Raw genomic sequence first — 20,723 nt, forward strand, 5'->3', positions numbered from 1 at the left:
GCTTGGTCCTCGAAGTGATGTTGTAAAAATGGGTCGCTATGTTGTAAAAACGAGCCACAATGTCGTAAATTTCAATGACAATGTTGTAATTTTCAGTGGGAATGTAGGAAAAACGCTTGGCCCTTAATGTTGTAAAAACGAGTCACAAAGTCGTAAATTCCACTAACAATGTTGTAATTATCAGTAGGAATGTTGTAAAAACGCTTGGCCCTCGAAGCGATGTTGTATAAATGGGTCGCTATGTTGTAATTTTCGCCGACAATGTTGTACTTTCGAACTCAAATATGAAGCATGCTTCCGTGAAAATATAGCTTTCATTACATTTAAACGCTTCTATGTTGTATAATACATTTTAGATGAAGTTGGAAGGATGAAATTAGAATGACAAAACCAGTAGTAGCAATTGTCGGTAGGCCTAATGTAGGGAAGTCGACAATCTTTAACCGAATAGTCGGGGAACGTGTATCCATTGTGGAAGATATCCCTGGTGTAACACGTGACCGAATCTATAGCTCAGCAGATTGGCTGACACATGAATTTAATATTATTGATACTGGTGGTATCGAGCTTAGCGACGAGCCGTTTTTAGAGCAAATCAAACAACAGGCCGAGATTGCGATGGATGAGGCAGATGTTATTATCTTCTTAACAAATGGACGAGAAGGTGTGACGGATGCCGATGAATACGTGGCGAGAATCTTATATAAAACGAAAAAGCCGATTGTACTGGCTGTGAATAAAATCGATAATCCGGATATGAAAGAGATGATTTACGATTTCTATTCTCTTGGCATGGGAGAGCCATTCCCGATTTCTGGAGCCCATGGTCTAGGCTTAGGGGATTTATTAGACGAGGTTGCAAAGAACTTTCCTGAACAAGATGATACGGAGTATGGAGAGGATGTTATCAAGTTCTCTCTTATCGGACGACCAAATGTCGGAAAATCTTCTTTAATCAATGCTTTCTTAGGCCATGAGCGAGTAATCGTAAGTGATATTGCAGGAACTACTAGGGATGCAATCGATACAGAGTATACCTTTGACGATCAAGAATATGTCATGATCGACACAGCAGGTATGCGTAAAAAAGGAAAGGTGTATGAAACCACTGAAAAATACAGTGTGCTTCGTGCATTAAAGGCAATTGAACGCTCTGATGTCGTCTTAGTCGTATTAAACGCTGAAGAAGGAATTCAGGAGCAGGATAAGAAAATTGCAGGATACGCACATGAGGCAGGAAAAGGCGTTATTATCGTAATGAATAAATGGGATGCTATTGAAAAGAACGATAAAACGATGAATGAAATGACAAAATCGATTCGTGAGCATTTTCAATTCCTTGATTATGCACCAATCGTCTTTGTTTCTGCAAAAACGAAGCAACGAGTACATTCCTTATTCCCAGTTATTAATCAAGTGAGTGAAAATCACGCATTACGTGTTCAATCATCCGTTCTTAATGAGGTAATCGAGGATGCGGTTGCAAGAAACCCTGCACCAACAGATAAAGGGAAACGTTTGCGCATCTACTATGCAACACAGGTTGCAATTAAGCCACCGACTTTTGTTGTATTCGTAAATGAACCGGAGCTTATGCACTTCTCTTATGAGCGTTTCTTGGAAAATCGTATACGAGAATCCTTTGACTTTGAAGGAACTCCAATTCGTATTATTACTCGAGCAAGAACATAAAAAATTATACGTGCTGATGAATAGGTAAGAAAAGAGGGGGCGATAGAATGGAAAAGGTAACAGTATTAGGAGCAGGAAGCTGGGGAACAGCCCTTGCTATGGTGCTAGCCCATAACAACCATAATTGTCTAATATGGTCCATTAGAGAAGACCAAACTAAAGAGATAAATGAGTATAAAACGAACAAGCAGTACTTACCAGGAACGAAGCTGCCAGATAATCTGCGAGCGACTAGTGATATTCAAGAAGCGATTAGTCATTCTTCTACGATTGTTATTGCAGTACCTACGAAAGCGATTCGTGAGGTCTGCCAGCTTGTTGCGAAAACTGCAGATCAAGAAAAGCTAATTGTGCATGTTTCGAAGGGTATTGAGCCTGACACATTAAAGCGTATTACAGAAATGATAGAGGAAGAAATTCCACAACATCTAGTACAAGCAATTGTTGTTCTATCAGGACCGAGCCATGCTGAAGAAGTAGTACTGGAGCATCCAACAACCGTAACGGCTGCAAGCGTCAATATGGAAGCAGCGGAGAAGGTTCAGGATCTTTTTATGAATAAAGCCTTTAGAGTGTATACAAATGCAGATGTTATTGGAGTGGAAATAGGAGCAGCAATGAAAAATGTCATTGCTTTGGCTGCCGGTATTGTCGATGGGCTTGGATATGGAGATAACGCGAAGGCTGCCTTGATTACAAGAGGTTTGGCGGAAATTTCGAGACTAGGTATCAGTCTAGGTGCCGAGCCTTCTACCTTTGCAGGATTAACTGGTATGGGTGACTTGATCGTTACTTGTACTAGTGTTCATTCAAGAAACTGGCGAGCAGGTAACATGCTAGGGAAGGGTGCTAGTCTTGATGAGGTGCTTGAAGAGATAGGGATGATTGTAGAAGGTGTTCGAACAACAAAAGCAGCTTACCAGCTTGCAGAAAAGCAACAGGTCGATATGCCGATTACCCAAGCGCTCTATGGTGTTTTATTTGAAGGAGTACATCCTAAGGAAGCTGTTGATACACTCATGCATAGAACGAAAAAGAGTGAGCTAGAGGATTATAAAACGTTTTAAAATTGTCAAAAAAAGAGTTGTAGGAAAAATGCAACTCTTTTTTTCTGTGATATAATGCTATAAGAAAGGTGGGGGAACTGTTGCTACTAGTATCTTCAATGGATAAAATGTGGATCTCCTTCGGGTCGATGGGATGCATGTTTTTAGCGATGCTATTTATGTTTTTTGTGAAAACAAAAATACAAAACAGATTTTTGAAGTTTTTATTTGGACTCATTGCATACATACTGTTGTTCATAGGTTTTATTACGATGATTTATATCATCTTTAATCCAACCAAGGCTTAGTTAGGAGATATCAATGAAAAAATGTACCTTTTGTGTCTTATTAGTTATAGTGGCATTGTTAAGTGGTTGTGCATATAAAAGTGGCTATGAACCAGAAAATCTATTACCCTATGAGGATCAGATAAACTCCGTTCAAACAGCGGTGGACAGCTATCAAGAAACAAATGGTGGTCTCCTGCCTATTAAGACGAGAGATATGGAAACTGATCAATATATTAAATACCCGATAGACTTTAAAAAGATTATTCCTAGTTTTATGGCAGAAACTCCTCCCAATTCCTATGAAGCCGGGGGTATTTATCAATACGTCTTGATGAATGTGGATGAAGATCCAACTGTAAAACTAGTAGACTTACGCTTAGCTGATACTTTACGTGATTTGAACTCTCGCATTACCATCAATAAATATGGACCAATTGCCGAGCAAATTGCGGAGGGCGTGTATCGCTTAGATTATAAGAAAATGGGATACAAGACGGAGCCGTCCGTTCAAAGTCCTTATTCTGATACCCAGCTTCCACTCGTGGCATCAGGAGAGGGGAAAGTTTATGTCGATTATTCCATTGAGTTAAATCGAATGCTACAGGAAGCAGAAGAGAAACCGAAGCCAGGAGAAGATATTCGATACCTACTAACAGACAATTTTGCTGTTGTTCCTGCTTATTCCCTGCCATATACGGTTAATGAAAATAACGAGCCTATCTTTATGTTAGATAAGTAAAAAGAAACGTTTTATGCACTGTGCATGAAACGTTTTTTTTGTGCATATATTGAAGTGCGAAGAAAGGAGAGTACCCATGACGAGTAAACTGTATGAACAAATAGCGGAAAGAACAAATGGTGATGTGTATATCGGCGTTGTAGGTCCTGTGAGGGTTGGAAAATCTACATTTGTAAAAAAAGTAATGGAACTGGTTGTGATTCCAAATATTCTAGAGGAATCAGAAAGACTCCGAGCACAAGATGAACTTCCCCAAAGCTCCCCAGGGAATGTGATTATGACAGCTGAGCCTAAATTTGTCCCTGCCCACGGAACAAATGTATATCTGGGTGAGGAACAGCTACGGCTGCAAATCCGTTTGGTAGATTGTGTCGGCTATATGATTGATGGGATTAAGACGCATTCTGGAGAGGAAGGGCAGAAGTTAGTTCACACTCCTTGGCATAACGAGGCTATACCATTTGAGGATGCTGCAAGAATCGGAACAGATAAGGTAATCCGTGACCATTCCACCATCGGCGTAGTGGTTACGACAGACGGCTCTGTCAATAATATTCCGAGAAAAGCGGCGGAAACTGCTGAGAAGGAAATAATCGATCAGCTAAAGGAAATTGGTAAGCCATTCGTTATCGTATTAAATTGTAAGTTACCTGGGAACCTGGAAACCTTACAGTTAAGTGATGAATTACAAAGAGCTCATGGAGTTCCAGTTATTCCAGTAGCAGTGGATAGAATGACCGGAGAGGAAATTCAATACATACTCCAACAAGCACTCTTTGAATTTCCTATTACAGATATAGAATTAATGAAGCCTGACTGGACAGATGTGTTGGAAGAGGATCACTATGTGAACAATCAAATCAATACCTCTTTACAAGAATGGCTCCAAATAGTTTCCAAAATGCGTGATGTAAAGGAGCTAGCAGAAAAATTTAAAGAGGTTGCCTTTATACAATCATCGGAAGTAGTAGAGGCAAATCCCGGAAGAGGCTCGGCAACCATTCGAATTGATCTAAAGCCAGAGGTATTCCAAGAAGTTTGTGATGAATGGCTGGATGAACCGATTAAAACGAAAAAAGATTGGCTTTTATTTGTAAAAGGGGCTTCCACTGCCCGTAAAGAGTATGATCGATTTGCTGATGCGTTGGAGGCAGCCAAGTCCACAGGCTATGGAGTTTCGCTTCCGACTCTTGAAGACTTCCAGCCGTCCGCACCAGAAATTATTAAGCAAAATAATTTCTATGGAGTCAGCTTGAAAGCAAAGGCTCCTTCCTTGCACATTATCCGTATTGACATGGAGGCAGAGTTTGCACCTTTGCTAGGCTCAGAGTTTCATAGTCAGCAGCTGCTGAAAGACTTAAAGCATGGGTTCCTACATGACAGAGAGGCACTGTGGCAAACACAGGTATTTGGAAGTTCTTTAGTGGAGGTAATGAAGGAAAGCATCCGTTTCAAAACAGAAAGTGTAACTGGGGTTGCGAAGAAAAGAATGCGCCAAACAATTGAGCGGATGGTAAACGAAGGCGATCGAGGCATGGTCACATTTATTATCTAAGAATAGAGGTAGGCAAAAATATGTCCGACGACTTGTGCCAAACGGGAACTAGATAACCGTTTGGCTTTTTTCTATGGGAAAATCCAAGGAGGTATTAGGTGAAAATATATAATCACAAACTATTGATGGGATTTTTAGGGGTAATAGGGGTTGTGGCGATACTGTTATTTTCAAAAAATGAAGCTCGTTTAGCAGACCAAGCTGCCGAAAACGAGCTTAGGCACGCCTACGCAAATGAATTTTCCGTTAAATTAGAAAGTACAAACTTAACTTCCGATGTTTTACAGGGCGTCACCCAAAAAGGGTATGACCACAATGACTCACTTGGTTTTTTAGTAGAATCTCCAGAAAATCAGATGATCGCTGTTTATTTGAAAAATATAGAGGAAGTGGATGAAAAAGTCGTACATGATATACAAGAAATCGTAGATCTGGCTGCAAAGAACAACGGCTTTCACCCCTTTACTGTGGATGTACAAGTGTCAGAAAACAATTAACGCCAGATAAAATATGTCAGTATTTTGTCCGTTTCTGAATAAATATATTTAGGATGAATTATCGATCTTTGCGCTTTGTTTTTTGGGAAAAAATTCAGTAATGATGAACCAATAAGGCTAACACGCCATTGCTAATCTTTTTTGCTAAAGTTACGTAAAGATTGAAAGTTGGGCAATATTTATATAGTTGTAAAAATTCTTGTTATCCCTTATTCGTTCAGCTTTCAAGAGACCTTCGAACTCTCTTTCTTCCCTCCTTCCTAGACAGGGACATGAGAAAAAAGTCCCGATAATGCCTTTATTTCCGCTATTTTTTAGGAAACTTGCACAAACCAGCGTAATTAGTGTTGCGAAGGGTTTTACGTTGTGATACTCTTTTTACAGGTTAAAGCTATCTTCCTTGAGAGGAGGTGAATGGGATGAACAAAACAGAATTAGTGAACTCTGTAGCAGAAGCTGCAGATTTATCAAAAAAAGACGCTTCTAAAGCAGTTGACGCTGTATTCGAAGCAATCCAATCTGCTCTTGCAGGTGGAGACAAAGTTCAATTAATCGGTTTCGGAAACTTCGAAGTTCGCGAGCGTGCTGCACGTAAAGGACGTAACCCACAAACTGGTAAAGAAATCGACATCGCTGCTAGTAAGGTACCAGCTTTCAAACCTGGTAAAGCACTTAAAGATGCGGTTAAATAATTGATGTTGTACATAGGGCGGTTACTGTGAAGAATACTTCACGGTAGCCGTTCTTTTCGTTTTTCTATATAATATTATTTTGTGGCCAAGTTACAGGCAAAAGTTATTTCTAATATTGCTCTCGTATGCTAAGATACATACGATATGAGTTAGTTCAGGGGGTCAGCAGATGACGAATGTCGATCTGAAAAAAATAGAAGAAGCAGTAAAAATGATACTAGAAGCAGTTGGAGAGGATCCAGCGAGAGAAGGCTTGTTAGACACTCCTAAACGAGTTTCTAAAATGTATGCAGAAATGTTCGAAGGACTACATCAAGATCCGAAGGAGCACTTCAAAACAATTTTCCATGAGGACCATGAAGAATTAGTGCTAGTAAAGGATATACCATTTTTCTCGATGTGTGAGCATCACCTTGTGCCCTTTTACGGGAAGGCACATGTAGCATACATACCAAGGGACGGGGTAGTGACTGGTTTAAGCAAATTAGCCAGAGCGGTTGAAGTAACTGCAAGAAGGCCCCAGCTCCAAGAAAGAATTACGTCTACTATTGCAGATGACATAATGGAAATGTTAAATCCTCATGGAGTCTATGTCGTAATAGAAGCTGAGCATATGTGTATGACAATGCGAGGTATAAAGAAGCCAGGTGCTAAAACAGTTACCGCTGTTGCGAGAGGTATTTTGGAAGAGGATAGTATTAAGCGTTCAGAAATACTTTCTTTCATCCAAATGAACTAACACTTTTGTCTGATTCATAGATATTGTGTTATTATTAAAGAAGTATGTCGAATAAAGGAGCAGATCCAAAATGGCTAATTCAGATTATATCATCATCAAGGCAGAGGAAGATGGAGTGCATGTTATTGGATTAACACGAGGATCTGATACAAAATTTCATCACTCAGAGAAGCTCGATAATGGCGAAGTGATGATTGCTCAATTTACAGAGCATACATCAGCGATGAAAATACGCGGTAAGGCTTCAATCCATTCAACAAACGGCATTATACAAAGTGACTCAAAGAAATAAAAGCTTTAACGGATGGATGCATTAAGATTAACTGCAGTTGGAAATGGAGTAAAAGTGTATGAATGAATCTTTAATTACACAGCAACTAGAACAAACAAGAGAAGATATTTTTTCTTATATTAAATATAGCACCCTATTAATCTATACAGGGACTCCTATTATTGATGAAGATCGTTTATTTTTTACACTTCTACCTTTTTTTAACGAAGAAGACTGGACCGATACTCATCATACTTCAGCTATTGCAGTTTCTTTGATATTTGCAGCATTAGCTGCCCATGACCTAGTAAAAGAAAATAACGCTACCACGAAGGACCAGCAGCTACAAGTGCTGGCTGGAGATTATTATAGCGGGAAATACTATCAACTTCTTGCACGTACAGGGCAGATCGAGCTGATTCAGTCCTTATCTGATGCCGTATCCATCATTACGGAGCATAAGACGAGATTTTATGATTTGCAGAAGTATTCTTTTGATGAGCTTCTACATTCCATCGAATTGATTGAAAGTAATCCAATTGAACGGTTTATGGAGCATTTTTCCTTCCATGATTATGTGTTTTTCGTTAAGGAAGCATTGCTCATCATCGCTCTTAAGAGAGAACTAGAGGCTTATGAAAATCAGCAAGTCTCCTTTTATCTAACTCATTCAGAGGAGCTAGCAGCCAAAATTGGACTTATGCACGCTGAGGTGGAAATAAAAGAACAGAATCTCTTGCGAGATATCAGAAATTCCAAATTATTAAATGAAAACGTAAAGAATGCTATTCTAGAGCGGTTTCCGCATGTGCGCTCAAGCGTAGCTGAGAGAAGGTTTTAAAGTGGGAAAATCAAAAGAGCAACATGTACATGAGGTCTTTGAGAAAATCTCTACTAATTATGATTCTATGAACTCTGTCATCAGCTTTCAGCAGCATAAGCAGTGGAGAAGCGATACGATGAAAGCGATGCAGGTAAAAGAGGGCAGTACAGCGCTAGATGTATGCTGTGGTACAGCAGACTGGACGATAGCGCTTGCAAGCGATGTAGGTCCAACAGGGATGGTAAAAGGATTAGATTTTAGTCAAAACATGTTAAACGTAGGAAAAGAAAAGGTGAAGGATCTTCCGCAAGTAGAGCTTGTCCATGGAAATGCAATGGAGCTTCCCTTTGAAGATAATACATTTGACTACGTGACAATTGGTTTTGGACTACGAAATGTTCCGGACTACGCTCAGGTCCTCAGGGAAATGACGAGAGTAGCGAAACCAGGTGGAATGATTGTTTGCTTAGAAACCTCCCAGCCGGATTCCAAGCTATTTAATGCAGCCTTCCGGTTTTATTTCCGATTTATCATGCCGATATTTGGAAAGCTATTTGCGAAGAGCTATAAAGAATACTCTTGGTTGCAAGAATCTCAAAAGGATTTTCCAAACAGAGCCGCGCTATCTAAGTTGTTTGAAGAGGTTGGGATGGTCAACGTTTCTAGTAAGCCATATAGTGGTGGAGCTGCTGCAAGGCATATCGGGTACAAAAAAGAACAATAAGTGGGAGAAGGTTTGGTTTTTGTGGATAAAATGAAATTAAGAATGCTATATTCTGACTTAAAATCAGATTTAGAAGTCATTGAAAACGAACTGGCAACAGCTGTGAATTCCTCCTCTCACTTATTAAACGATGCTTCCTTACATCTACTACAAGCAGGGGGGAAACGAATCCGTCCTGTTTTCGTCCTTCTATCTGCGAAGTTTGGCAATTACACCATAGAATCTATTAAGCGCGTAGCGGTCACAGTGGAATTGATTCACATGGCCTCTCTAGTGCATGACGATGTGATTGACGACGCAGAAACGAGAAGAGGTAGAGAAACTGTAAAGTCCCAGTGGAACAACCGTGTCGCAATGTACACGGGCGATTTTCTATTTGCGAAAGCAATTAAATACATAACAGCAATAAATAATACATATGCTCATCAAGTCTTATCCAATACAATGGTCGAACTCTGTATTGGAGAGATTATTCAAATAGAGGACAAGCGTTTCCTCGAGCAATCTGTCCGAGATTATCTAAAAAGAATTAAAAGAAAAACCGCAATCTTAATCTCTGCAAGCTGCGAGCTAGGAGCCATCGCATCCGGTGCAGATGAGCAAACAATCAAAAGGTTAAAGAGATTTGGTTATTATGTGGGCATGTCCTTCCAAATCATCGACGATATCCTAGATATCACAGCCTCTGACAAAGAGCTTGGTAAACCAGCCGGAAGTGATCTACTACAAGGGAACATTACCTTACCGGTACTCTATGCAAAAAATGATCCAACCATTGCACCACTTCTGCTGGAGGCATTTGAAGGGGACATTTCGGATGAAAAACTTCAAATTCTATTAAATGAGCTTCGTTCCTCCGAAGGAATTAAACGTGCAAAGCAACTTAGTAATCGATATTTAGAGAAAGCTTTACATGAATTAAAGCAGCTACCCGCAAGCTCTGCGAAAAAATCACTGCAAAATATCGCATTATTTATGGGGAAACGTAACTTTTAATTGAAATTAGAAGATTACAATGATAGTATTTTTAACGGTGGAGAAATATTATCCAATTTATATTTGAAGGAGTGTCATGCATGGAAAGAACATTTTTAATGGTAAAACCTGACGGTGTACAACGTAATCTTATTGGTGAAATCGTAGGTCGTTTCGAGAAAAAAGGATTCCAACTAGTTGGAGCGAAATTAATGCAAATTCCTACTGAATTAGCTGAACAACACTACGGAGAGCACAAAGAACGCCCATTCTTCGGCGAATTAGTAGATTTCATCACTTCTGGACCAGTTTTCGCAATGGTTTGGGAAGGGGAAAATGTAATCTCAACAGCACGTTTAATGATGGGTGCTACAAATCCAAAAGAATCAGCACCTGGAACTGTTCGCGGTGACTTCGCTGTGACAGTTGGAAAAAATATCATTCACGGTTCAGATTCACCTGAAAGCGCTGTTCGTGAAATCGGCCTATTCTTCAAAGAAGAAGAGCTAGTATCTTACGCAAAAGACGCTAACAACTGGATCAACTAATAAGAAACATACCGCAGACCCCCGTGTCTGCGGTATTTTTTGATTATTTAGAAGGGAGGATATTTTCTAGGTTGCTAGCTAATTTACTTAATTGCAGTCTAAAACATCTTCCGGTATTTTTAATAGATTTAGCTGCAAAATGCCGATTTGAGAGGATTCTCCTTATAGGATGCTTTTGATATTTAGCTGTAAAGCAGACTGGATTGGAGAAAGGGTTTAGCAGGAGATTTAGTTGTACAAAGTCTTAATTTAGTTGCACTTCTAGTAGATGTAAGTTGCGCTCACTCCTGATTTAGTTGCAAAACATGTATGGTTGCTCTCCTAGTCAAATGGGGGGATGGTGATGTGTGCGTATATCCAAACTTCTCACCTATGCTAGCTTAAAAGTAGTCACTCTCATGATGAGTTTAGTCACGTTCACTTCCAATTTAGTCGCTCTCCGTCCCCATTTAGTAACGTTCGCAGCCGATTTAGTCGCTTTCTTGCCCTATTTAGTCACTTAACGGAATTTACTGGAAACTCGTGAACTTAGATTATCCAATTATTTAGTAATACTTACATTATCCAAATGTTATTTGCGCTCGGCAGTGACTTACTTGCAGTCCTCGCTCCATTACTTGCGATTTCAGCTATATTAGTTGCGCTTGCTTGGAAATAGTAGTTCCTCTTATCTTTGATTAGTCGCGTTCATGATTAGTTTAGTAATGTTCACTTGCCCTTTAGTCACTCTCCATCAACATTTAGTCACGTTCGCAACAAGTTAAGTCACTCTCATCACCCATTTAGTCACTTAACGGAATTTATTAGGAATTTATAAACTCGTATTATCCAGTTTATGGTAATACTTACGATTAGCCAAATGTTACGTGCGATTAGCCAAACGTTACTTGCGCTCGGCATTTGGTTACTTGTGGTCCGCACTCCATTACTTGCGATTTCCTCCATTTTACTTGCGATTGTCAACAGCGCTACCCTCAACCCTTATTTAAACACCATTCCCTGCCTGACCATCTCATCTCCATCAGGAAGCCATCACCATTCAACATATTTCTCTTTTATTTTGATATGTTCGAAACATTCGGTATACGATATACTTGAAATAGAAGGATTTGAAAGGAAAGGGTACGATGGATGATTATCTTCGATTTATAGAAAGTGTGAAGCGGAGGACGGGAATTGACTTAGGTGCCTATAAGGAAGCGCAGATGAAAAGGCGGCTGACGTCCTTGTATGAGAAGAAAGGATTTGAGAATTTCCAAGCGTTCTTTCAGGCAATGGAGAAAGACCGGGATTTGATGAATGAGTTTCTGGATAGAATGACGATCAACGTTTCGGAGTTTTTTCGGAATCTCAAACGGTGGGAAGTGCTAGATACAAAGATTTTTCCTAAGCTCTTGTCGACAAATCGCCGACTGAAGATTTGGAGTGCTGCTTGTTCTACAGGGGAGGAGCCGTATACGACAGCGATGGTTTTGTCGAAGCATGTTCCTTTATCCCAAGTTTCCATTAAGGCAACCGATTTGGATGAAAAGGCGATGGATCGGGCAAAGGTAGGAATTTATCCGGAGCGGTCCTTAGCTGAGGTGCCGGAGGAAATGAAGAAGAAGTTTTTTGAGCAGCAGAACACCTTTTATCAGGTGGATGAGGGGATCAAGCAAACGGTGACCTTTCAAAAACATAATCTTTTAAAAGATACATATGATAAAAATTATGACCTCATTATTTGCCGAAATGTGATGATTTATTTCACTGAGCAAGCAAAGGATGAAATTTATCGAAAGTTTAGTGAGGCTCTTCGTCCAGGAGGTATTTTGTTTGTGGGAAGCACAGAGCAAATTTTTAACCCTGCGAAGTATGGCTTTGTAACAGAGGATACGTTTTTCTATAGAAAAGAAAATTAACGACTGCCGCTTCAGAAGGGCAGTTTTCTTCTATACATTAATATGATATAGTAAAAAACAAACACTTTAGCGAGTTGAAGGAGGAAAGCGTTTTGCGATATTTAACAGCAGGAGAGTCACATGGCCCTCAACTTACAGCAATTATCGAAGGGTTGCCGGCACAATTAGAGATAACCGCAGAAGAGATTAATAAAGAATTAAAACGTAGGCAGGGTGGACATGGACGAGGCAGAAGGATGCAGATTGAAAAGGATACCGTTTCTATTACTGCAGGTGTTCGACATGGGAAGACGCTGGGTTCCCCGGTATGTTTGACAGTTACGAACGACGACTGGAAGCATTGGACGAAAATTATGGGCATCGAACCTCTTGGGGAGGATGAAAATCCAGAGGAAATAAAACGCCAGATTACAAGACCACGTCCAGGGCATGCTGACTTAGTAGGTGGAATGAAGTATGGACATCGCGATTTACGTAACGTTTTAGAAAGATCCTCTGCAAGGGAAACGACGATTCGAGTGGCAGCGGGAGCTGTTGCCAAGCAGCTATTAAAGGAATTAGGGATTACCGTGGTAGGCCATGTCACGAAAATCGGTGGCATACAAGCGAAGGATATCGCATCGACACTTTCACCTGAACAAATAAAAGAAATTGTAGAAAAGGATCCTGTCTATTGCTTGGATTCTGAAGCTTCAGAAAAAATGGTTGAAGCTATTGATGCAGCGAAGAAGGCTGGCGATACGATTGGTGGTGTAGTAGAGGTAGTGATTACTGGTATGCCAGCAGGTGTGGGAAGCTATGTTCACTACGATCGTAAGCTAGACGGAAAGCTTGCAATGGCTATGATGAGTATTAATGCGTTTAAGGGTGTCGAGGTTGGACTGGGCTTCGAAATGGCAAACTTATTTGGCAGCCAAGTACACGACCAAATTTCTTGGAATGAAGAAGACGGGTATGTTAGAGATACAAATCGACTTGGAGGAATTGAAGGTGGCATGTCTACTGGTATGCCGATTGTGATTAAAGGGGTAATGAAGCCAATCCCTACATTATATAAGCCACTTCAAAGTGTAGACATTGAAACTAAGGAGCCGTTTAAAGCAAGCATCGAACGGTCCGATAGCTGTGCTGTACCGGCAGCATCTGTTGTAGCGGAGAATGTGATTGCGTGGGAAATTGCTGCAGCTTTATTAGATACGTTCCACGCAGACCGAATGGATCAGCTGAAAAAAGAAGTCGCAGAACATAGAGCATATACAAAGGGGTTTTAATATGATCATCCCTGTACACACAAAAGAATCCACTTATTCTGTTCATTTAGGGAAGAATGTCTTGAAGGACTTCAGTGATAGAAACCAAGAAACGCTTGGGAGCTATGATCAGCTAATTGTGGTAACAGATGAGCATGTTTGGAGCGGTCACCAGGCATATTTTGATGCTTGCTTTCATTTGCCTTACAAGCTGTTTATCGCACCAAATGGAGAGGCTTGCAAGACCTTTGAATCCTTTTTTGCGGTACAATCGTTCCTTTTACAAGAGGGCTGCTCGCGAAACTCCGCTTTACTGGCACTTGGCGGAGGAGCTATTGGAGATTTAACAGGCTTTGTTGCCGCAACATTTATGAGAGGAATTCCGTTTTATCAGCTTCCTACTACGATACTTGCGCATGATAGTGCGGTCGGTGGAAAGACGGCTATTAACCATCCGCTAGGGAAAAATATGATTGGAGCCTTCTATCAGCCAAAAGAGGTAGTGTATGACGTTCATTTTCTTCAAACCCTACCGCCTCACGAGGTGATGTCAGGTATGGCAGAGGTGATCAAGCATGCATATATAAGTGACGAGTCGTGGGTGGAAGATTTTCTTCTGCTTGATCGTATGCCAAAGCTAGACAGCCCAAAACTTCTTGAATGGCTTGGGAAAGGCATACAGGTCAAAGCTAAGATTGTTTCTCAGGATGAAAAGGAAAGCTCCGTTCGGAAATTCTTGAACTTTGGTCACACATATGGGCATGCTGTCGAGGCGTCGATCGGTTATGGGAAGATTACGCACGGTGAAGCGGTCATGATCGGAATGATTCCGGCACTTTTGCTTAGTGAGAAGCATGGCGCACTCAAGCAAGGAGAAGCGGCACGTCTTTTTGACTGGGCTAGCCAAGTAGGGTATGATTTTTCAAAAATAAAGGATATTTCCTTTGAACTGTTAGCAGAATATATGTTAAAGGATAAAAAGACTACAAACAAAGAGCTTCATTTTGTTTTATTAGAATCCATCGGCAACCCCTTTGTAAAACGAATATCGATGGAGGATATACAGGATGCAGATCGACTACTAAAAAAATGGATAGGAGGGGATTTGGATGATTAGAGGAGTAAGAGGAGCAACAACTGTCCCAGAGGATCGGAACGAGTTGGTTTTAGCGGAGACAGCAAGGCTTGCACTGGAGATGGCAAAGAAAAACGATATTTCTCCCTCATCCATCGCCTCTGTTATAATCAGCACGACGAAGGATATTTCATCTGCGTTTCCGGCGAAGGCAGTCAGGAGTCTAGAGGGATGGACATATGTTCCGGTGATGTGCACACATGAGATGGATGTACCAGGGTCTTTGGAAAAGTGTATACGACTACTAATGCATGTTAATACAGATAGAGAGCAGCAGGACATCGTACATATCTATTTAAATGATGCAGTTCAGCTTAGACCAGACTTAGTAAATAAATAATTGGGGGATGTCGTATGAAGTTCAAAAAACAAATTGCTGGGTTAAAGGCTTATCAACCAGGAAAATCTACGGAGGAGGTAAAAAAGGCATTCAATTTAGATAGCGTGACAAAGCTTGCATCTAATGAAAATCCTTATGGTGCCTCTCCGAAGATAAAAGAGTATTTGGCGAATGCCCAAATTGAATTTGCCATGTATCCAGATGGCTATGCAACAAAGCTTCGTTCTGCTGTAGCAAAGCATTTAGGGGTTAATGAAAATCAACTGTTATTCGGGAATGGCTCAGACGAGAATATATTAATCGTTTCTAGGGCCATCCTTCAGCCAGGGTTAAATACTGTTATGGCTGATTGCACATTTGGACAATACAAGCATAATGCTGTAGTAGAGGGAGCAGAGGTTCGTGCTATTCCCTTAACTGAGGACGGAGGACATGATCTTCCGAAGATGTTAGAGGCGATTGATGAACATACAGCCATTGTATGGATTTGTAACCCGAACAACCCAACTGGCACGCTAACACCAAGCGATGAAATAAAAGCATTTGTAGAAAAAGCGCCTAAGGATGTATTAATTATTCTGGATGAGGCTTATACAGAGTATATTACGGATCCGAATTATGAGGACTCTATCCATCTTCTAAAGGATCATCCTAATGTGCTAATTATGAGAACCTTCTCGAAGGCATATGGCTTGGCGAGCTTCCGTGTTGGCTATGCCATTGGATCGGAGGAAGTGATTCGTCAGCTGGAGCCTACTAGAGAGCCATTCAATAATACCGTTCTGAGCCAAGAGGTAGCAATTTTAGGATTAGAGGACCAGCATTTTATTGCAGAGTGTAAGGAAAAGAACAATGCTGGCAGAAAGCAATATGAGGAATATTGTAAAGCTCGTAATCTACATTTCTATCCTTCTCAAACGAACTTCGTATTAATGGAGGTTAAGACGGACAGTGATACTGTATTCCAAGAGCTGATGAAGCGAGGATATATTATCCGAAGCGGCAACGCACTTGGCAAGCCTGGATATGTTCGTGTGACAATCGGGACAAAGGAGCAAAATACTGGTTTACTAGAAAAAATGGATGAGGTTTTAAAAGAGGCAGGGGTTTTATAAATGAAAAACACCATATTCATCATAGGCCTAGGCTTAATAGGTGGATCCTTGGCCTTAGGTCTGAAGAGGAACGAGTTTAATAGAGTAATTGGGTATGATGCCAATGCTCGTTCATTGCTTACCGCTAAAAAGCTTGGAGTGATTGATGAAGAGGTAGCTTCTGTTTGGGATGGACTTGAAGATGCAGATGTAATCGTCTTTGCGACACCTGTAAAGGAGACGATTCGTTTAATAAAAGAATTGCCGCTTGACCGGGTAAAGCCCACTGCGATCATTACGGATACAGGGAGCACGAAAAAGGAAATAATGGTGGCAGCTGCTGAACTGGTCGCTAAAGGAGCCAACTTCGTAGGAGGTCACCCGATGGCCGGCTCCCATAAGAGTGGAGTCGAGGCAGCAAAGGCATACTTATTTGAAAATGCCTATTATGTACTTACTCCTTTTCCAAACGACAATCCACAACATGTACAAAGACTGATGGACTTGCTGAAGCCTACAAAGGCAAAAGTGGTGGAATTAAATGCAGAGGAACATGACCATATGACCGCTGTTGTTAGTCATTTTCCTCATTTAATCGCAGCCTCTCTTGTCCATCAGTTATCAGCAGAAAATAGAGCTTTCCCGTTTACAAGACAGCTTGCCGCAGGAGGATTCCGAGATATTACTAGAATAGCCTCCTCGAGTCCTGTTATGTGGAGGGATATAACTCTCCAAAACAGAGAAGAGCTTCAGGGACAGCTTGCTGTATGGATGAGAGAAATGGAAAAGCTTCAGGAGCTACTAGGTGAGGGGACCTCTCAGGATATCGAGTCTTATTTTGAAAGTGCAAAAATGATTCGAGATAATCTACCTATTACTACGCAAGGTGCATTGTACACCGTTTATGATTTGCATGTTGATATTCCGGACTATCCTGGTATCATCTCGGAGATAACTGGTTATTTGGCGGAGGAATTGATAAGCATTACGAATTTACGTATCGTAGAAACAAGAGATGATGTGTATGGGATCCTCGTGATCAGCTTCCAGACGGCCGAGGATCGCGAAAAGGCTGTTCATTGCTTGGCAGCACATACAGATTACGAAACTTATATTTCATAAGGTGGGATTGATTTGGGGAAAAAGGTGTTAGATTATCAACAGCCTTCTTTACAAGGCAACATACATACTCCAGGTGACAAATCGATTTCTCATCGGTCCATCATGTTTGGAGCTATTGCAAAAGGAACGACAACAGTAGAAGGCTTTCTACAAAGTGATGACTGCCTTAGCACGATCGACTGCTTTTCTAAGCTGGGTGTAGACATTCAGGTATCTGGAGAGAAGGTTCAAATTACTAGCCCTGGTATTGCGAATTGGCAGGAACCAAAAGAAATACTTTATACTGGCAACTCCGGGACAACTACTCGCTTAATGCTTGGTATTCTAGCGGGATCAAATGTTTCGGCAGTATTGTTTGGTGACGAGTCTATTCAAAAGAGACCAATGAAACGTGTGACTGAGCCTTTAAAACAAATGGGCGCCATGCTCATCGGACGAGAAAATGGACAGTATACGCCGATTGCTGTTCAAGGGAGCTCTTTAAAGGGGATCCATTATCAGATGCCTGTCGCTAGTGCACAGGTAAAATCTGCAATTCTCCTAGCCGCTTTACATGCGGAGGGAAAAACGATTGTAGAGGAAATGGAAGTCACCCGCGACCATACAGAAAAAATGCTCCGCCATTTTGGGGCAGACATTCAGGTAGACGGGACAACTATTTCTTTCGACGGGGGACAGACGCTTTCGCCAACACATGTGATTGTGCCTGGAGATATCTCTTCCGCTGCATTTTTCTTGGTTGCTGGTGCAATCGTTCCAGATAGTAAGCTTGTCCTGAAGAATGTTGGGCTTAATCCAACTCGGATTGGTATTATCGAAGTTCTGGAGAGAATGGGAGCATCTTTGACCATTCAAAGGGACGAGAATGTAAGCCATGAAGAAACAGGTACTGTAACAATAGAAAGCTCTACACTCCAAGGGATTGAAATCGGCGGAGATGTAATTCCAAGATTAATTGATGAAATTCCTATTATCGCATTACTAGCCACGCAGGCCAAAGGAAAAACGGTCATACGAGATGCTGAGGAGCTAAAGGTGAAAGAAACGAATCGCATAGATGCGGTAGTAAACGAGCTGAAGAAGCTTGGTGCCAATATTGTCGCAACGGACGACGGCATGATTATAGAAGGACCAACTCCACTCTCCGGAGGCAATCTAAAAACCTATGGAGACCACCGGATTGGGATGATGGGTGCAATCGCTTCCCTACTAACAAGCGAACCAGTCACGCTTGACGATGCTGGCTGTATTTCAGTTTCCTACCCAGCTTTTTTTGAGCATTTGGACGGGGTTATCCGTTCAAAGAAGTGATAGGACATTTTCTTTAGCGCTCTCCTTTTTTGGAGAGTTTTTTTCTTGTTCAAAAACGGATGTTCTTGTACGATTAGAAGATAGAAAGATTGGTGATAGATGTGGAAAAAATAATTCCATTTTTAAAGGTAATGGAAGAAGGAAATATAGAAAAGCTGAGAAAAATGCTTGATACTTTTCTTTTGGAGGGAGACCCTGATGAGCAGTATCAGCTTGCTGATCAATTAACCGAGTACGGATTTTTGCAGGAAGCACTAATAATTTTAGAGCATTTGCATTATCTATTCCCAGAGGAAGAGCAGCTGAAAATAGATCAAGCCCAGCTGTATTTAGAGCTAGATAAGGAAGATGAGGCGCTTGAATTACTTTCTTCTGTTAGTCAAGCAAGTGAATCGTATCCTCAAGCCTTATTAACTTTAGCAGATTATTATCAAATGATTGGCTTATACGAGGTGGCAGAACAAAAGATTAATGAGGCCATTAAACTAATGCCGAATGAGCCGCTTCTGCAATACGCAAAAGGTGAGCTGTTGTTGCAAACGGGTCGATATTTAGAGGCTGCACGTTTAATGGAAGAACTGTTGCCGTTAAAGGATTCTATCCAAGGGGTAAATCTCCCTCTTAAAATAGCGGAAATCTACAGTGCTGGCGCTGCATATGAGGAAGCCATTTCCTACTATACAGAAGCATTAAAAAAAGAGGTAGCACCAGATGTGCTGTTCCATGCAGCCTATGCTTTTTTTCAGGTCCGCCATTATGAAACAGCGATCAAGCACTTAGAAAGACTTTTGGAAATAGATCCGGATTATTTTTCTGGTTATATGCTGCTTGCAGAAGCATATGCGATGGTAGAGAGAAACGAAGACGCATTGCGTATTATTCAGGAAGGAATCTCACGGGATGAGTTCGAGAAAGAATATTATTTATTCGCTGGTAAAATTTCCTTGAAATTGAGTAAAATGAAGGAAGCAGAGCAATTCTTACAGGAGGCAATTGCTTTAGATCCAGAATATATGGAAGCGATTTATGTTTTATCCACTCTTTACTCCAACGAGGAGATGGATAAAGAGCTTGTAGAGCTTTATGAACTATTGAAGCAGGAGCAGTTTGAGTGGTCCTCTTTATACCCTTTATTAGCCGAAGCATATAATCGGTTAGAATTGTACGAAAAAGCATACGAATTTTATAAGCTTGCATATAATGACTTTATAGAGGATCCAGCATTCCTAGAAAAATACGTATATTTCCTATTAGAGGAAGGAAGAAGAGACGAAGCAAAAGAAATCGTTTTGCAGCTTCAACGCCTTCAGCCTGAAAATAGTGAATGGTTTGAAATCATGGAATAACCTGTTGATGAATACGGAAGCCGAATTTGTACTATCCTGAGAGAACCAATACCTTAGATAAAAGGAAGGAGAGGTTATGTGACTGCTTCTGTTTCAGTTGGAGAGAAAAAAGAGTTTGTGCGTTGGTTTTTGAAGAAATATCAAATGAAAAGAAGAGAATGTGTTTGGATTTTAAATTACTTAATCAGCCATGAGACGATGTTAAACAATGTACACTTTGTGGAAGAGGCGCACTATTGTCCAAGAGCAATGATCATGTCGGTGACAACATCCTCCGGAATCCCTTTCCGTTTCTATAAGGGAAGCATCATGACGGCGGATGCGGAGAAATCTTTCCATGATTTACGCCTTCATCCAGATGAAGAGATGTACATTCAATTAAACTTTCAAACACTTCCGCCAAGTCCGGAATATCTTGCGGTCTTAGAGGAAAATCCTTATATGCCAAAATACTTGCATATTAGTGAGAAGGATAAGATGCTCGCAGAGGACATTTTAAATGAAAGCCTTCAATCCTTTCAGCGTGAGCTGATTAAAAAACAAATTGACCAGGCAATCGACGAAAACAACAAAGAGAAATTTCTCGAGCTTTCTTCCTTATGGAAGCAGCTAATGAACAGAGAAAATTAGGAG

General features: G+C 40.8%; 22 protein-coding genes. All 22 read left to right on the forward strand.

Annotated features, from left to right (window positions below):
• The first annotated feature begins 381 nt into the window (after positions 1 to 381).
• The 22 genes from der to AC1ECF_RS11485 all read left to right on the forward strand — a co-directional run bounded on the left by der (position 382) and on the right by AC1ECF_RS11485 (position 20,720).
• The gene (gene der / locus AC1ECF_RS11380; protein ID WP_480389536.1) at positions 382 to 1,692 is read left to right on the forward strand and encodes a ribosome biogenesis GTPase Der; all 1,311 of its coding nucleotides are present in this window, start codon (positions 382 to 384) and stop codon (positions 1,690 to 1,692) included.
• A 47-nt stretch (positions 1,693 to 1,739) separates the two neighbouring features.
• Positions 1,740 to 2,759 (forward strand): NAD(P)H-dependent glycerol-3-phosphate dehydrogenase, encoded by a 1,020-nt coding sequence (locus tag AC1ECF_RS11385; RefSeq protein WP_480389537.1) that lies wholly within the window; start codon positions 1,740 to 1,742, stop codon positions 2,757 to 2,759.
• A gap of 80 nt (positions 2,760 to 2,839) precedes the next feature.
• A complete protein-coding gene (locus tag AC1ECF_RS11390) occupies positions 2,840 to 3,046 on the forward strand; it encodes a DUF2768 domain-containing protein (RefSeq protein ID WP_480389538.1) in 207 nt (68 codons plus the stop codon).
• Positions 3,047 to 3,059: 13 nt separating this feature from the next.
• Positions 3,060 to 3,767: a hypothetical protein gene (locus AC1ECF_RS11395; protein WP_480389539.1), complete on the forward strand. Its 708-nt coding sequence runs from the start codon at positions 3,060 to 3,062 to the stop codon at positions 3,765 to 3,767.
• A gap of 76 nt (positions 3,768 to 3,843) precedes the next feature.
• Positions 3,844 to 5,322: a stage IV sporulation protein A gene (gene spoIVA / locus AC1ECF_RS11400; RefSeq protein ID WP_480389540.1), complete on the forward strand. Its 1,479-nt coding sequence runs from the start codon at positions 3,844 to 3,846 to the stop codon at positions 5,320 to 5,322.
• Positions 5,323 to 5,420: 98 nt separating this feature from the next.
• Complete coding sequence (locus AC1ECF_RS11405; RefSeq protein ID WP_480389541.1) at positions 5,421 to 5,819, forward strand: hypothetical protein; 399 nt, start codon at positions 5,421 to 5,423, stop codon at positions 5,817 to 5,819.
• 419 nt (positions 5,820 to 6,238) lie between these two features.
• Entirely contained in the window at positions 6,239 to 6,511 is a 273-nt protein-coding gene (locus AC1ECF_RS11410) for an HU family DNA-binding protein (protein ID WP_480389542.1), read from the forward strand.
• 169 nt (positions 6,512 to 6,680) lie between these two features.
• On the forward strand, positions 6,681 to 7,250 hold the full coding sequence (gene folE / locus AC1ECF_RS11415; protein ID WP_480389543.1) for a GTP cyclohydrolase I FolE: 570 nt from the start codon (positions 6,681 to 6,683) through the stop codon (positions 7,248 to 7,250).
• A gap of 70 nt (positions 7,251 to 7,320) precedes the next feature.
• A complete protein-coding gene (gene mtrB / locus AC1ECF_RS11420; RefSeq protein WP_480389544.1) occupies positions 7,321 to 7,542 on the forward strand; it encodes a trp RNA-binding attenuation protein MtrB in 222 nt (73 codons plus the stop codon).
• A 58-nt stretch (positions 7,543 to 7,600) separates the two neighbouring features.
• Positions 7,601 to 8,362 carry a heptaprenyl diphosphate synthase component 1 gene (locus AC1ECF_RS11425; RefSeq protein WP_480389545.1) on the forward strand — a complete coding sequence of 254 codons (762 nt, stop codon included), beginning with the start codon at positions 7,601 to 7,603 and terminating at the stop codon, positions 8,360 to 8,362.
• Position 8,363: 1 nt separating this feature from the next.
• Positions 8,364 to 9,068 (forward strand): demethylmenaquinone methyltransferase, encoded by a 705-nt coding sequence (locus AC1ECF_RS11430; RefSeq protein ID WP_480389546.1) that lies wholly within the window; start codon positions 8,364 to 8,366, stop codon positions 9,066 to 9,068.
• 21 nt (positions 9,069 to 9,089) lie between these two features.
• Positions 9,090 to 10,064 (forward strand): heptaprenyl diphosphate synthase component II, encoded by a 975-nt coding sequence (hepT, locus tag AC1ECF_RS11435; RefSeq protein WP_480389547.1) that lies wholly within the window; start codon positions 9,090 to 9,092, stop codon positions 10,062 to 10,064.
• Between the two features lie 80 nt (positions 10,065 to 10,144).
• Positions 10,145 to 10,591: a nucleoside-diphosphate kinase gene (gene ndk / locus AC1ECF_RS11440; RefSeq protein ID WP_480389548.1), complete on the forward strand. Its 447-nt coding sequence runs from the start codon at positions 10,145 to 10,147 to the stop codon at positions 10,589 to 10,591.
• A 1,127-nt stretch (positions 10,592 to 11,718) separates the two neighbouring features.
• Positions 11,719 to 12,492, forward strand: a complete 774-nt coding sequence (locus AC1ECF_RS11445; RefSeq protein WP_480389549.1) for a CheR family methyltransferase — start codon at positions 11,719 to 11,721, stop codon at positions 12,490 to 12,492.
• Between the two features lie 92 nt (positions 12,493 to 12,584).
• Positions 12,585 to 13,763 carry a chorismate synthase gene (gene aroC / locus AC1ECF_RS11450; RefSeq protein ID WP_480389550.1) on the forward strand — a complete coding sequence of 393 codons (1,179 nt, stop codon included), beginning with the start codon at positions 12,585 to 12,587 and terminating at the stop codon, positions 13,761 to 13,763.
• A gap of 1 nt (position 13,764) precedes the next feature.
• Positions 13,765 to 14,859: a 3-dehydroquinate synthase gene (aroB, locus tag AC1ECF_RS11455; protein WP_480389551.1), complete on the forward strand. Its 1,095-nt coding sequence runs from the start codon at positions 13,765 to 13,767 to the stop codon at positions 14,857 to 14,859.
• Positions 14,852 to 15,217: a chorismate mutase gene (gene aroH / locus AC1ECF_RS11460; RefSeq protein WP_480389552.1), complete on the forward strand. Its 366-nt coding sequence runs from the start codon at positions 14,852 to 14,854 to the stop codon at positions 15,215 to 15,217. Before aroB ends, aroH begins: the two co-directional genes overlap by 8 nt.
• A gap of 14 nt (positions 15,218 to 15,231) precedes the next feature.
• Positions 15,232 to 16,332 carry a histidinol-phosphate transaminase gene (gene hisC, locus AC1ECF_RS11465; protein ID WP_480389553.1) on the forward strand — a complete coding sequence of 367 codons (1,101 nt, stop codon included), beginning with the start codon at positions 15,232 to 15,234 and terminating at the stop codon, positions 16,330 to 16,332.
• Positions 16,333 to 17,433 (forward strand): prephenate dehydrogenase, encoded by a 1,101-nt coding sequence (locus AC1ECF_RS11470; RefSeq protein ID WP_480389554.1) that lies wholly within the window; start codon positions 16,333 to 16,335, stop codon positions 17,431 to 17,433. It abuts the gene before it with no gap.
• Between the two features lie 12 nt (positions 17,434 to 17,445).
• Entirely contained in the window at positions 17,446 to 18,744 is a 1,299-nt protein-coding gene (gene aroA, locus AC1ECF_RS11475; RefSeq protein ID WP_480389555.1) for a 3-phosphoshikimate 1-carboxyvinyltransferase, read from the forward strand.
• Between the two features lie 131 nt (positions 18,745 to 18,875).
• Complete coding sequence (locus AC1ECF_RS11480; protein WP_480389632.1) at positions 18,876 to 20,090, forward strand: tetratricopeptide repeat protein; 1,215 nt, start codon at positions 18,876 to 18,878, stop codon at positions 20,088 to 20,090.
• A 78-nt stretch (positions 20,091 to 20,168) separates the two neighbouring features.
• Positions 20,169 to 20,720 (forward strand): ReoY family proteolytic degradation factor, encoded by a 552-nt coding sequence (locus AC1ECF_RS11485; RefSeq protein ID WP_480389556.1) that lies wholly within the window; start codon positions 20,169 to 20,171, stop codon positions 20,718 to 20,720.
• Positions 20,721 to 20,723: the final 3 nt, after the last annotated feature.

It is taken from the genome of Psychrobacillus sp. Z3-81, assembly GCF_056620325.1.